The sequence below is a fragment of the Glaciecola sp. HTCC2999 genome (assembly GCF_000155775.1).
Lineage (GTDB): Bacteria > Pseudomonadota > Gammaproteobacteria > Enterobacterales > Alteromonadaceae > Opacimonas.
The window spans coordinates 514298-529908 of the sequence record NZ_DS989810.1 but is presented as its reverse complement, the minus strand read 5'-3'; the positions used below and the strand labels follow the sequence as shown (position 1 = coordinate 529908).

General features: G+C 41.3%; 8 protein-coding genes. All 8 read left to right on the top strand.

The window, feature by feature from the left end:
* Positions 1-78 precede the first annotated feature (78 nt).
* Positions 79-1545 carry a sulfatase gene (locus G2999_RS02270; RefSeq protein WP_010178297.1) on the top strand — a complete coding sequence of 489 codons (1467 nt, stop codon included), beginning with the start codon at positions 79-81 and terminating at the stop codon, positions 1543-1545.
* Between the two features lie 327 nt (positions 1546-1872).
* Positions 1873-2469 carry a sigma-70 family RNA polymerase sigma factor gene (locus G2999_RS02265; RefSeq protein ID WP_010178296.1) on the top strand — a complete coding sequence of 199 codons (597 nt, stop codon included), beginning with the start codon at positions 1873-1875 and terminating at the stop codon, positions 2467-2469.
* A complete protein-coding gene (locus G2999_RS02260) occupies positions 2466-4115 on the top strand; it encodes a LamG domain-containing protein (RefSeq protein WP_010178294.1) in 1650 nt (549 codons plus the stop codon). The genes G2999_RS02265 and G2999_RS02260 overlap by 4 nt, the downstream gene beginning before the upstream one ends.
* 221 nt (positions 4116-4336) lie before the next feature.
* On the top strand, positions 4337-5836 hold the full coding sequence (locus G2999_RS02255; protein WP_010178292.1) for a sulfatase: 1500 nt from the start codon (positions 4337-4339) through the stop codon (positions 5834-5836).
* Positions 5837-5865: 29 nt separating this feature from the next.
* A complete protein-coding gene (locus G2999_RS02250; protein WP_010178290.1) occupies positions 5866-7365 on the top strand; it encodes a sulfatase in 1500 nt (499 codons plus the stop codon).
* Between the two features lie 253 nt (positions 7366-7618).
* Positions 7619-11167 carry a glycosyl hydrolase gene (locus G2999_RS02245; RefSeq protein ID WP_232222404.1) on the top strand — a complete coding sequence of 1183 codons (3549 nt, stop codon included), beginning with the start codon at positions 7619-7621 and terminating at the stop codon, positions 11165-11167.
* 81 nt (positions 11168-11248) lie between these two features.
* Entirely contained in the window at positions 11249-14074 is a 2826-nt protein-coding gene (locus G2999_RS02240; protein ID WP_010178285.1) for an alpha-L-rhamnosidase, read from the top strand.
* A gap of 1 nt (position 14075) precedes the next feature.
* Positions 14076-15602, top strand: a complete 1527-nt coding sequence (locus G2999_RS02235) for a sulfatase (RefSeq protein ID WP_010178279.1) — start codon at positions 14076-14078, stop codon at positions 15600-15602.
* Positions 15603-15611: the final 9 nt, after the last annotated feature.

Here is a 15611-nt window from a genome sequence, read left to right as displayed (position 1 = left end):
TCGCCACCGTAACCAAAGCTGGCAGCACCGCTCGTTTGAAACGTATTAAATTTAAACAAAAACAATAGAGTAACCTTTATGAAATTAAACACTTTATTAGTAACCTGCACTTTAACTTTAACGGCAGCTTGTGGCGGTAAGCCAACGCCAGTAAACACAGCCGTGATAGCAGATAATGCCAAACCCAATATCATCATGATTGTTATCGACGATTTAGGTTGGTCTGATGTGGGTTACAACCAAACGACTGACTATTTTGAAACGCCCAATATTGATGCACTGGCACAACAAGGTTTACGTTTTGATCAAGCCTACGCAGGCGCAGCTAACTGTGCACCAAGCCGCTCGGTACTTATGTCAGGTCAATATGGGCCTCGACATGGCGTTTATACGGTATCGCCATCGGACCGAGGGAATACAAAAACACGTAAACTGATCCCGATAAAAAATAAGCGCGGCCTTACTACGGACGTTATCACCATAGGGGAATCCCTGAAAACAGCAGGTTATGCCACCGGAAGCTTCGGTAAATGGCATATAGGCGTAGATCCTGACGAACAAGGTTTTGATGTTAATGTTGGTGGTAGCCACCAAGGTATGACTTTCCATTACTTTAGCCCTTACCAATTACCGAACATTGAAGACGGCCCGAAGGGAGAATATTTAACCGAGCGTTTAACCACAGAGGTGATCGACTGGGTGAAATCAAGCAAAGACCAACCGTTTTTTGCGTATGTGCCTTACTACACGGTGCACACCCCTTATCAAGCGGTTGTTGATAAAGTAAACAAGTATCATGAAAAAGGAATTAAAAGTAAGCGAGAAGCCACTTACGCGGCAATGGTTGAGCATATGGATGACAATGTTGGCCGAATTTTTGATATGTTAGACTCAGAAGGTTTAGCAAATAATACCGTGGTTATTTTTACCTCTGACAATGGCGGTTACCGGATGTCGTCATTCCCAACACCACTTCGCGGTGGTAAAGGCTCTTATTATGACGGTGGTTTACGCGTGCCATTAATTGTTCGTTGGCCAGAAAAAATTAAACCAGGCCTTGACCATACCCCGGTGATTAATGCTGATTTCTACCCAACCTTAGTTAATTTAACGAAATCAAAACAACCAAACCAAGTGCTCGATGGTGTTGATTTAACTGCGCACTTATTAGGTCAGCAAGACATTGCCGAGCGCGATTTATTCTGGCATTTCCCGATATATTTACAGGCACACCATGCCAAAACCGACCAAGGGCAAGATCCACTATTTAGAACCCGCCCTGGTAGTGCTATTAGAAGTGGCGACTGGAAGCTGATCCAATACTTTGAAAATGACGAATATGAATTGTATAACTTAGCTAACGATCTGGCTGAGCAAAACAACCTAGCTGTCCAACAGCCACAAAAGGTCGCTCAGTTAAAAGCGAAACTGCAAGCATGGCAACAACAAATTGGCGCAGATATTCCAACCAAACTGAACCCTGAATATGATGCCAAGGTGAATCAACAACTTATTCGCGAGCAACTTTTAAAACCTCATAAATAATTAAACCTTATTAATAACAATGCAGCTCAGGTATTATCTAACCGATAGTACCTGTTAGCTCAAATCAAAGAACAAAAGCTCGTTGTTTGAATTAAGTTTCCGGTACAATAGCAAACGGTAGAGCAATGTTAATATTGACGTAGTCATCCTCCTAAAGTATTGTTATCTTCACTGACGAAATTCAAGCTTTTGCACTTGGATATGAATTGAGTAGTAAGTCTGCTCAGTCAGTACGATCTTTCGAATATTGTATTTAACCTGAGCGCTAAACCAAACGCTATTCGTTAGTGTTCAGATAAACGAGTTAAGGTTTATAAAAGGTATGTCGTGTCTCACGCCAAAGTAACCTCTTCAACGCAAGGTTCAACATCATGCGCTGAACCCCAAAATGCCGCGACCTTACTTCACTCAAGTTCATTTGGGCAGCTTTTTAATGCCGATAAAAAACGCTTATATGCCTATATTTTTGCTTACCTGCAAGACAAACCAGCAACTGATGACGTTTTTCAAGAATGCTGTTTAACCTTATGGAAAGAGTTTGAAAAGTTTGAGCCAGGCACTAACTTTTCGAAATGGGCAAATAGCATTGCCTTTAACCGTATTCAAGTATTCAGGCGTACTCAGCAAAAATACCAATTAGGGCTGTCTGATTACTTTATGCAACAGTTTGCACAAAACCTTACCACCATTGAAAGCAAGGCTTTGTCGCAAGAGCAAAAATGGTGTTATTTAGAGCAATGCTGCCAACTGCTGGCACCGCCATTACAAAATATTTACCAGTCGTTTTATGTCAATAACCAAACCGCAGCTGAAATAGCTGAAATAAACGGACGATCCATTCGTGCGATTCGCAAAGCCGTGCATAAATTACGAAAAAGCTTATTTGACTGTATTGATCAAAAAATTACCGAAGGTGCCTCGTGAAGCGTAGCGAACAGTTTGCCGAAATCAGGGAAATAGCCGATGCGATTTGTAATTACAGCGCAACCACTGAGCAAAAACAACGGCTTGAACAACTGCTAGATAATAATATAGACGCGCAGCAATTTTATTACGATTACATCAGCATGCATATGCAACTAGAAGCTGCCGTTGAACAAAATATGGAATTTGTCTATCGACGGATGACGGAAGAATTTGTAGTGCGCCCAAAAGGCGATGAACAAACAATAGCAACCATAACGCCAACCGAACAGCTGCCAAATACAACAACGAACAGCGTAAGCAAAAGCAATAAATTAAGGCAGATGCGCAGCCATGTATTCATCGTGCTGTGCCTGCTTATTGCGATATTAACTGCGCTATTAACTTGGCAGTTATTCAACCAAAGCACCGCGCCCTTTAATGCGCAAATTTTGCAAGGTCACCTGTCTATTGTTAGCCAAGGAAATATTGCAGATAACAACTTGTTTGCCGGTGAATACCGGGTGGAGCAAGACGCGGTGATCGCTTTACCAAACGATGTTCGCCTCCACCTTACCGCCCATACTGTTATTAAGCTTTTCAACGGCAATGAACTGCAACTAAAACGTGGTCTATTAAAGCTCGTTGCCGTTTCTAAGCAGAAAATAATCGTGCATACACCTAGCTTCAGTGTAAACGCCAATGGTGACGATTTAACCATTGATTTAACGCAGCCCGAACCCATACTGACCACGGGCGCTAATACACTACTACTGCCCTCACGCTGGAGACCTAAACATTTTTGGCCATTTGAAAGCCACAGCGATCGCGTTATAGACCTTGCCAATAATGCTGTTGGTATCGCGGGTAAAAGTACTCGCCGAACCAAAGGTTTAGTAGGCCAAGGTAGTTATTACTTTAATAACCATTCGACTGATCGCATTGATTTAGGCAGTGGTGGTGGCACCGTACCAGCAAGTGGTTCTTTTGCGGTATCTGACGGCGTCACCCTTGAAGTATTGCTAGCGCCAGAATATTCTGGCGAATTAGGAGATATTGACCAAATATTCAGTAAAGATACCGGTGATGAGAAACTACGTATGGTGCTAGGTTTTCAGCACAACAGCCGCAAACAAGATTTGATGCCAGATATAGACGTAAACGAAAGTTTAGAGTTTGGTTTATATATATTAGGGCAAGGTTATCACCGACTAAAACTGCCACTTGACGGCCAACAAGGGCGACCAACACTAGCGCAATTGAAAGACGGCAAGATGCATCATGTGGTCGCCAGTTATGATGTGAGCACAGGCTTAAAAGCACTTTATATTGACGGTCAGTTGCTTGCCAGTTATCAGTATCCTCCAGGCTCTAAAATGCTTACTGGCGGCCCCGGCAATGCCACTATTGGCAACACTCAAGGCCATAAACGTTGGCAAGAAAAATCTTATGCTGGCGTTATTGATGAAGTGGCATTTTACGACTTTGCCTTACCCAAGTTTGTGGTACAACAACATTGGCAACATACACAACAAGGAAAAAATTATTTTGGCTTACCTGCCAACGCCGAACCATTGCCAGTTCAGTTAACTCTGCTTTTACCTGCGCAAACAACATTAGCATTAGCGCCAATAACAGGTTTGCCCAAAAAAATAATGGCTCCTTAAAATTAGAAACCATTCCAAAAAGGCCCGTTTTCGGGCTTTTTTGTTCCCATCGAAAAAATACGAAAAAAACGATATATAAGGGGGGTAACACCGCCAACTTATGACTGTTCTATACAAGCCTTAGTGAGAAAAAAGCAAAAGTAATGACCAAAAGCTAGATTGAAAAAGGCCAACATTTGTCTTTCAAACAAACAGTTACAAGCATAAATAAAGGAGCTCTTGTGGGCAAATTATTAAAATGCGCTAAAGCGGGCGTTGCTAGCCTATTGGTAGCAACAGCTATTAGCGCCTGTACTTCCGCGGTAAATAGCGACCAACAAGAAAATACGACCAAAACACAGCTAAAACAAAAAGCAAAACAAACGCTAGAACAATCCCCACAACAGAACATTGTCATGATCATTGTTGATGATTTACGACCAGTATTAGGCGTGTACGGCGACAAAAATGCTTATAGCCCTAATATTGATGCTTTAGCGGCACAAGGGATCACCTTTACTCAAGCGTACGCCAATGTCCCTGTTTGTGGTGCCTCACGCGCCAGTATGTTAACCGGCATTCGCCCGAACAAAACTCGGTTTATTGACTATAAAGCCAAAGCACAAAAAGACGCGCCTGGCGCCAAATCATTACCGCAAGTGCTTCGCGAGTCAGGCTATCACACCATGGGAATTGGCAAAATCTTTCACAACAGCAAAGATTTAGCCAAGGTCAGTTGGAGTGAAAAACTGCAAAATGCCGGTATGGGCCATGCCACTCGCTTAAACCCTGATTCAGAAAATTACCTTAAAACGACTAAATTTAATAAACGTGGTAATGGTCCTTGGTACGAAACCATGGATGTCGCTGATGAAGCCTACCCTGACGGCAAAGTAAAAGAAAAAGCACTGAAAGCGTTAACTCGGCTTGCCAAGCAAGAGCAACCTTTCTTCTTAAGTGTTGGCTTTATTCGTCCGCATTTACCGTTTTATGCACCGAAAAAGTACTACGACTTGCATCCAAGAGAAAAATTCAGCCCATTTTTTGACCGTAACAAGCCACGTAACGCACCCAAATCACTAAATGGCTCTGGCGAAATTCACACTTACCATTTTAAAGACTACACCTACAACAGTGATGCTTTCCATATGTCGTCATTACAAGGTTATTATGCATCCGTCAGTTATATTGATGCCTTGGTAGGTGATGTCATCGCGCAAATAGATAGCCTTGGCTTACGTGACAACACCACTATTATGTTAACCAGTGATCATGGTTTTAATTTAGGTGAGCATAATTTCTGGACTAAACACACCATGTTAGAAACCTCACTGCGCATTCCTATGATCGTCGCAGGACCTAATATTGCTAAAGATGAAAAAACCGATGCTTTAGTCGAATTAGTTGACGTGTTCCCAACGATCACTGAAATCACCAAGGTTAACCCGCCTGCAACGGTTCAAGGGCAAAGTTTTGTTAAATCGTTACAAAACGCATCGGTTAACCATAAAAAACAAATTTATAGCCGCTTTAAAAAAGGTGACTCGGTAGTGAACGATGACTTTATCTTTACCTCGTATGCCACTGCCGAGAACACCATTGAAGAGATGTTATATGATCATAAAGTTGACCCGCATGAAACCAATAACGTGGTTAATGAGCCGCGTTACCAAGCGGTTGCCACTAAAATGCGCGCTCAGTTAACCGCTTGTATCACACAGCAACAATGCCAAACGCATTAATCCTGTTGTTAACAAAATAAGGACTTAACATGAAAAACCAGTCTATTGTCACCCTGTTGTTTAGCTTGCTGGCTTTGCAGTTTGCAGGTTGCTCAAATGAGCCACTGACAACACCAGCAGTAAGTAGCAAAAAGCTCGAAAAACCTATAGATATCAGTGCTAGTCGCCCTAACATTATTTTTTACCTAGCTGATGATCAAGACATTACCGATTACGGTGTATACGGTAATGAAAAAGTACATACGCCATCAGTTGATCGACTTGCCCGTGAAGGTATTATCTTTAAGCACGCTTTTACTGCGCAAGCGATTTGCGCACCAAGCCGAACACAACTTTTTACCGGTAAATATCCGTTAAAAAATGGCGCTTTTGCCAATCACACACCAACGCGTCCAAACATTAAATCAGTAACCAAACAAATGCGCGCCTTAGGTTACGAGGTGGTACTTGCTGGTAAAAGCCATGTAAAACCGGCCAGTGTTTATGACTGGGATCAGGAATGGCAACCCGTGCCAAAGAAAGGTGTTCCGCGAGACTACATTCCGTTAGCTGATATTGAAAAATATTTTCAGACAACCACCAAACCTTTTGTGATGTTTATCGCCTCAAAATACCCTCATGGTAAGTATTTTGACGTTAAAAACCCTGATGCCGATAAACTTAAATTTCACCCCTTTGATCAGCACCTAAAAAACAATAAAAAGTACATTGAAAAAAGAGCCGGTTACTATCGCAGTATTGAAGAAGATAATACCCAACTAGAGCATGTATTACGTATGGTTGATACACATTTAACCGATAACACCTTATTTATTTACAGCGCCGACCATGGTGTATCGGGTAAATTTTCAGTAAAAGATATTGGTTTAAATGTGCCTTTTGTGGTGCGCTGGCCAAGTGTTATCAAAGCAGGCTCGCGCTCTGAGCAACTTGTGCATTATACCGACGTATTACCTACCTTTATTGATGCCGCAGGCGGGCAGCCTGAGCCAAGTATCGACGGCAAAAGCTTTTTGAATATTTTAAAAGGTGAAGATAAAGCGATCCATCAATATGTTTATGGTGTCCGTACCAATCAAAACATTATTAATGCCCGCGTTTTTCCGTCACGGATGATCCGCGATATTCGGTACAAATACATTCGTAACTTCAACGCACTTGAAGTGCTGGATAAAAACTTAACCGACAAAGCCAATGTTAACGCCTTTCTTGAGCTCGGCGCTCAACACCACAAGAACGAACCGTTTGAAGAGTTATATGATTTAACCAATGACCCGTTCGAGCAAAATAACCTGATTGCCGAGCCAAGCCTAAAAACGGTAAAAACACGTTTACAAACACAACTGTTTGCTTGGATGAAAACGCAAGGGGATTTCCTCAGCGAAGGCTTTGGCAATGTGCCAATCATCACAGCGCCTACGTTTAAGCTCGATCAGAACAAACCACCAAGAAGAACTGATGTGCCGAAAGCGCTGCAAAACACCTTAAAGCCTGAAGACTACTTTATTATTGATCATTGGCGTAAGTGACCATTGGCAAAGTATTAGCTGAAAATGATGTCCGCATTCAAAACCAAAATAATAACGTTAAAATAATAAAAGTAGATGCAGGTAGTTTTATTATAAAAGTAAGGTAGTTATCTATAGACATAGCATAGACACACGAATAGCAAAAATTATTTAATCGAATGGGTATCAATTGTCAGGGTTACTGACTTATCTTTCTAAAGTCACCAATGAATAAATTGGGGCTATTAAAAATTTTATCTTGGAGCATATATTTATGAACATTAGAACAAGCCTAAATATAAATATGGTTATGAATTCATTATCCCGTAGAATCATATTATCGGCCTCAATACTTGTCGCAACTACCTTGATGGGATGTATCGACCAAAACAATGCTTCGACTGTATCTAAAGGCTCCAGCGATGACAGCAACACCGAAACAATAAGCAGCCAAAGCCAAGTTCAAGATAATAGCCACCAGCAAAGATATCCAAGCTACCCGAGCTTGCTTGAAAACTTCCAAAATCCACCGAAAGAAACTAAGCCACTGACATGGTATCACGCCATGAATAGTAATATGTCTGCCGAAGGTATCACCAAAGATTTCGAAACCATGGCACAAGCAGGTATTGGCGGCGTATTATATTTTAGCATTGGCCTTGGTATGCCTAAAGGTGATGTGCTTTTTAACAGTGAAAAGCATATTGAATTAATCGGCCATATGGCGGCTGAAGCGAAACGCTTGGGCATGACTTTTGGTATTCATAACGCCGATGGTTGGTCATCAAGTGGTGGCCCGTGGAACAAACCTGAGCACGGAATGAAACAAGTGACTTGGAGTGAAAAAATTGTAAATAGCAATGCCAGCAACAAGGGCAATATAAACGTTAAATTAGCTCAGCCGATGACCATGTTAGATTATTATCACGACATTGCGGTTATTGCTTATCCATCGCTACCTACCGATATTATTGACGCTCAGTTAACACCTACCATTACCGCTTCAGATCCTGATTTTGATGTTAGTGTGGTTAATAATATTGAAGTTGATACCGTCTCCTCGATAAAATCGAAAAATGAACAACCCGTATGGTTACAGTTTGCATATGACAAGCCCGTTACCATTCGTTTTGTTAGTGTCGATATCAATTGGGGCAAGCATATAAAATACCAGTTACAGTATTCTAATGACGGCAAAAATTTTAAAAAACATGTCGATATGAAAGTTAATCGCCCGGGTCGAGTACGTTGGGCTCTTGACGCAGCATTCGAAGGCGTTACCGCAAAATATTTTAGAATTGTTGCCGATAAAACTTTAAACGTATTTGAAGCAAGTTTAACTTCAACTCCAAGAATGGGGAACTACTTAGGTAGAACGTTAGCCACCCATACTAATTATCACAAATTTCCTGATATTGGTACGCCAGATCAAGCGCACATTATTGATGCCAGTAAAATTATTAACGTAACCGATAAGCTCTCTGCTGATGGCGAGCTTAATGCCGTGTTACCAACAGGTGACTGGACCATTATGCGTTTTGGTTACACCGCCAAAGGCACCACTAATATTCCGCCAACAGATGAAGGCAGAGGCTTAGAAGTTGATAAATTCAGCCGCGCTGCCTTTAAAAATCACTACGATGCTTATGTCACCAATGTGATTAATAAAGCCAAGCAAGTTGCGCCAGGCGCGTTGCAATATGTTGAAATTGATAGTTACGAAGTTGGCGGACAAAACTGGACCCAAGGTTACGATAAGCAATTTAAAGAGCTGCACGGCTATGATCTTATTCCTTTTCTACCATTATTCACCGGTAAGTTTGTTGATTCAGTTGAAACATCAAAAGCGGTTACTTGGGATATTCGCGGCTTAAGTAATAAATTAATTACCGAAAATTATTACCAATACTTTACTGAGTTAGCACACCAAGATGGCTTAAAAACTTACACAGAGCCATATGGCCATGGGCCTTTTAATGAGTTAGACGCTGGCAGTAAAGTTGATATGACGATGGGAGAGTTTTGGCTAAAACGTAATATTTATATGTTGTCTTCTGCCATCTCTGTTGGTCATATTTATAATCGTAATATTATCGCAGCAGAAGCTTTTACAGCATTGCCAGAATATAACTGGAAATTTAACCCCGCTAACGCCAAGTTTGATGGCGACAAAACGTGGGCATTAGGCGTCAATCAATTTGTATTTCACCGCTTTGTGCATCAATCAAATACCCATGTTGTACCGGGTATGACGATGGAGCGTTGGGGCGCACATATAGACGGCACCCAACCTTGGTTTGCAACCGCAGGTAAAGCGTGGTTTAACTATATAGCGCGCGGTCAATACCTGCTACGCCAAGGCCAACCGGTGGTTGACGTACTATGGTACCTAGGCGAAGCTGCGCCAACAGGTTGCCCAGAAAGACGTAAAGTTGAAACCAAACATGTACCAACCTATATCAATTATGATTGTTTAAATACTGAAAAGCTCAATGAGCTATTTTACCAAGACGGTCGTTACCATCTTAATCATGGCGTGAAATATAAAATATTAGCGTTAAAAAATCACAAAACGCTATCTTTCGAGTCAGTTAAGAAAATTCATCAATTTGCTAAACAAGGTGGCGTGATCATAGGCTCACCAATTAAACAACTTGCTGGCCGTGATATTAGTGCTGCGCAACAAGCCGAATTTGAACAAATGGTCGACTTTATTTGGTCGCAAAAAACCACACATTTGGCCATTAAATCACTAAGCGATTGGCAGAAAATATACCAACAGCATAACCTTAACTACGACTTACGCATTAAAGGCGTCAAAAACTTATTCTACGCGCACAGAAAAACAGCCAACCAAGATATTTACTTTGTTTATAACGACAGTGATAAAGAGCAATTGTTTGATGCAAGCTTTGAAGTTACCGGCAAAGTGCCTGAACTATGGGATGCTAATACCGGAAAAACCAAACGTGTTGCAGCATTTGATATCGACAATGACATCACCAATGTTGTGTTCCGTTTAGCACCCGAAGAGTCTACTTTTGTAGTATTTAATGAAGACGCTACCGGCAAGCCAAAACTAACGCCTAATGTTATTCGCCAGCATGATATTGAAGCCGTGTATGACCAACAATTTAATATTCAGCTTGTATCACAAAGCAATCAGCGCCTTGCTGTTGACCTTGGTGAAGGAACTACTGATGTTTCAATAGCAGATGTTGCCGGCAAGCAAACGTTAACCGGTAGTTGGCAAGTATCATTTGAAAAAGACTATGGTTTAGATCAAAGCTTTACCTTTGACCAGCTCAGCAATTGGAAAGATTCAAGCAATCCTGAGATCCACGCATATTCTGGTATCGCAACATACGAGCAAACCTTTACCATTAACCCTGAATTACTGAGCGCTGATCAGCAAGTAACCTTAGATTTAGGTAAGGTTGGTAACACCGCGCAAGTGTTTATTAATGGCAAAGAAGTAGGCACCACGTGGATTGCACCATTTGCTTTAGATGTATCGTCTTATTTGCAACCAGGACAAAACCAACTTACCGTGAAGGTAGCAAACGCTTGGACAAACCGCATGATCACCGACGAAGCACTGCCTGATAATTCAGGGTTCTGGCAAGAAAACGGTAAACGTGTCGCTAACATGCCAGCTTGGTACATAAACAACGAACCTTTACCTAACTCAGGTAAAAAAGGCCATCGTCGTACCTTTACCACGCATAAATTTGTCAAAAAAGACGATGCTTTGATTGATTCAGGTTTATTAGGACCTGTTACGTTAAGCTCGACGAAATCAATCAGTTTAGCAACGAAATAACATCAACTACCGCCAAACTTAACTGGTTTTCCTATTAAGTTGCTAATTAATATGTTTATTCTAAAAAATATGGAGTTTCACATGTTTAGTGCAATGATTAAAGTCCGCTGTTTAGGTTTGATCGGCTTTATGCTGTTGTTAACAGCCTGTTCGTTCGAACCTAATGATATGGTTAATTCAAATAAAATTGTCAATGCTACTGCCCCCATTGCATTAAAAGTAGGTGAAGGTTTTGTTGATCCTATTGGTTATTATGAAAAAAACCCGCGTTTTACTTGGCAAATTGCGCCAACTGCTCAATCGCAGTTTCAACAAGCCTTTCAAATACAGGTGGCGTCCTCTGCCGTAACTATTGAGGCTGCAGATTTATGGGATAGTCAAAAACAATTATCGGCAAACAACGCTTGGATAAAGTATCAAGGCAAGCCGCTTGCGTCTCGTCAAAAAGTATATTGGCGGGTGCGTATCTGGGATGAAAATGATCAAGCGTCATCGTGGAGCAAGTTAGCCTCAATAGAATTAGGCTTATTAACCAATGATGAATGGCAAGGCCAATGGATACGCCACTCTGAAACAGGGGAAACTTATCAAGATACAGTTCCTAGAAACAAACAACAATTTACCAATAAATTGTATCGACCACAGTATTTACGTAAGGACTTTTCAGCGTCTAGAAGTGTCAAACAGGCAAGACTTTATGTTACTGCCAAAGGTATTTTTAAAGCCTATCTTAATGGTCAAGTGATTTCAGACGATGTAATGACGCCCGGCTGGACGCCATATCGCAAACGCATTGAAACCTTAACCTATGATGTTACTGAATTTCTCCAACAGGGAGACAATACTCTCGCAGCGACTACCGCTGAAGGCTGGTACGGCGGACGTATCATTAGCCCTCATAAGCGTGATGTAAAACCCCACGCCCTACTTGCACAATTAGAGATTAGCTACCAAGACGGTACAAAACAAACAATTGTAACCGATAGTAGTTGGCACGCTACAGTCAATGGCCCTATTCGCGCAGCCGGAAACTACGACGGTGAAACCTACGATGCTAACTTCGAAATGCCCGGTTGGAACACGCCTGAATTTGCAATTAAAAAATCGCCTCAACAATGGCAGCAAGTATTAGTTGAGGCTCGAGAACAAAACGTTGTGCTATCTCCTAAACGCCATACGGCGACTAAAACCAAGTTAACGCTAAACGCGCAAAAAATTGTGCAAGTTGCCAACCCGAAATCAGGCGTTGTGGTATTTGATATGGGACAAAACATGGTAGGTGTTCCCGAGTTAAATATTCCTGTTTTAGCTAACCAACAAATAACTATACGTTTCGCTGAAGCGCTCGAACACAATAAGTTTTACACTAAAAATATGCGTTCAGCCAAAGCAACCGACTACTATACACCCGCGACAACAGGCACTATTTCTTATACCCCAACGTTTACCTTTCACGGATATCGTTACGTTGAGCTTTCTGGTTATGACCAAAACCAGCAGCCTCAGCTAAATTGGGTTAAAGGTCTAGTTCAACACTCAAACTTCGATGTTCATGCTAACTTCACATCTTCTCACGCGAAACTAAATAAATTGGCAGAGAATGTGGTGTGGGGTTTACGTGGTAATTTCTTAGATATTCCAACAGATTGCCCACAACGAGATGAACGTTTAGGTTGGACTGGTGATGCACAAGTATTTGCTAAACCGTCAATGCACATGGCAGATGTTTATGGGTTTTGGAGTGCTTGGTTGCAAACCTTAAGAGAAGATCAAGCTACCGATGGTCGTATTCCTAACTTCGTGCCAATTGTGCCTGGTCGTCACGATAAAGGTACCTCCTCAGGTTGGGGCGATGCTGCAGTGATTATTCCTTGGGAACTATACCTGCAAACAGGTGACAGCCAAGTGTTACGTGAAAACTACAACATGATTCAGTCGTGGCTTAAATTTATCGAAGCGAAAGCTAAGAATAACGTCTCTACATTGGGCGGCTTTGGTGATTGGTTGCAACCTTATCCACAACGCAAGAAAAAAGCGAATCGCGGTGATACGCCAATTCACTTGATCTCAACCGCTTATTTGGCAAGATCGTTAGATTATGCCAGTAAAGCAGCCGCAGTGTTAGGCCTTGAAGCTGATGCTAAACAGTATGCAAAGCGATTCCAACAAGTGCGCAAAGCATTTAGAACTGAGTTTTATGACCAATATACCAAAGTCAAAACACCGGCAACGCAAGCCAGTTATTTACTGCCGTTAGCGTTTAACTTATTTGACGACGTTGATATTACCAATGCTCAAAATCACCTAATTACTGAAATACAAAATGCGGATAATCATCTGCGCACCGGTTTTTTAGGTACGCCATTATTAGCACCTGTTCTTCAAGATATGGGCAGAAGTGATCTTATGTATGACATTTTGTTTAAAGAAAGTTACCCGTCATGGTTTTATTCAATTAACAATGGCGCGACTACCACATGGGAACGTTGGGATTCCTATTCACTTAAAGATGGTTTTAATAAAGAAAAAATGAACTCGCTGAATCATTACGCCTATGGTGCAGTCGCACAGTGGTTTTATGAAGGTATTTTAGGCATCAATGCCGCCAGTGCGGGTTTTAAAGAAATTAATATCGCCCCGCAATTTAATCAGCGTTTAACAAATGCCTCGGGCAGTTATAAAACACTTCAAGGTGAAGTTAAAGTGAGCTGGAAGGTTGTTCAAGGTAAGCTCGATATGCAGGTGACTATTCCCAAAAATAGCCGAGCAAATTTTGTATTACCACAAGTCACTTCGTTAGCTATAAATGGTGAAAAAGTATCAACAAATAAAGCATTGAAACAACTGGCGTTGACTAAACTAGCGCCGGGTGTTTATCAGATTCACGGCAAGATTATAAGGGGTTAAAATGGATAATGTTTTTACAAAAATAACGACTCAGTTTAAAAAAAGTCATAAATCCTACAGGATAAAACTAGGTTTATTATTGTCCGCCAGCTTACTAACATCTGCCTGCCAGTTAACGGATAAAGACACTAAAAATCTAGTATCGAACCAGCAAGAACAACAACGGCCAAACATTTTATTTATTTTAGCTGATGATCACAGGTGGGACTTAATTGGTAAATACCACCCAATAGTAAAAACGCCAACACTAGATAAATTGGCCGATCAAGGCGTGTTCTTCAAAAAGGCGTTTGTTACTACACCTATTTGTGGCGCCAGTCGCGCTAGTATTTTAACTGGATTAACCGAACGCACTAGCGATTATTCGTTTCACCGTCCACCTGTATCTGAAGAAGATATGGCGATTACCTACCCAGTGGTATTAAAACAACACGGTTATACAACCGGTTTTGTTGGTAAATTTGGTGTTGAAACCTCGGGCAATATCGAGCAGCGTTTTGACTATTTTAAACGTTCAAAAATGAAAAAAAACGACATCCACAAGGGTGTTGAGCGTCCACAGACCTACCACTTTGTTGAGCTTGCTAAAGACTTTATCGAGCAAAATAAAGGGAGCGGTCAGCCTTGGTCATTATCGGTTAGTTTTTGGAATCCCCACGCCCTTGACCCAGATAAAGTAGATCAATACCACTACCCTGCTGAATTTGACGAGTATTACAACGACATAACTATACCACCTGCGCCATTATCGTCGGCAGCAGATTTTGAAGCATTGCCTGACTTTTTAAAAACATCCCTTGGCCGAGAGCGCTGGCAGTATCGTTATAAAACCGAAGCCTTGTATCAAAAAATGGTTAAGCGTCATTACCGTGCCGTCAGTGCCGTTGACCGCGGTGTTGGTATGCTTTACGACAAGTTAGTTGAAGCCGGTATGGCTGAAAACACCATTATTATTTATACCGGTGATAATGGTTACTCATTAAACAACCGTCAATTGGCCGGGAAATGGTTTGGTTGGGATGAAGATTTACGTGTGCCACTTATCATTTTTGATCCGCGTAATCGCAAAGCACAAGTGCGGGAAGAAATTGCGTTAAATATCGACATTGCACCTACTATTTTAGATTTAGCAGGTATCGAATTATCTATGCGTTATCAGGGTAAATCTCTCAAACCAATTATGGCAGGTGAAACACCCGAATGGCGCAGCGAATTCTTTTTTGAGCATTTATTTTCGCCTAAAGTCTTCAAAATACCCCCAACGGTTGGGGTAAGAACCGAGGATTGGAAATATGTTCGTTACTACCGAGATAAACATGAACAACTTTATGATTTAAAAAATGATCCCAATGAAGCAACCAACTTAGCGAATTCTGCCCAACATGAAAATATTTTAAACCAGCTAAGACAAAAAACAGATGCTTACATAGATCAATATGAAGCTGAGCGTAATAATACGGTTAAACAACGTGCTTTTGATGGTAATAAAAAAACCGACTTTGTAAATGCTGATTCCAAAAATCATTAAAAACTATAG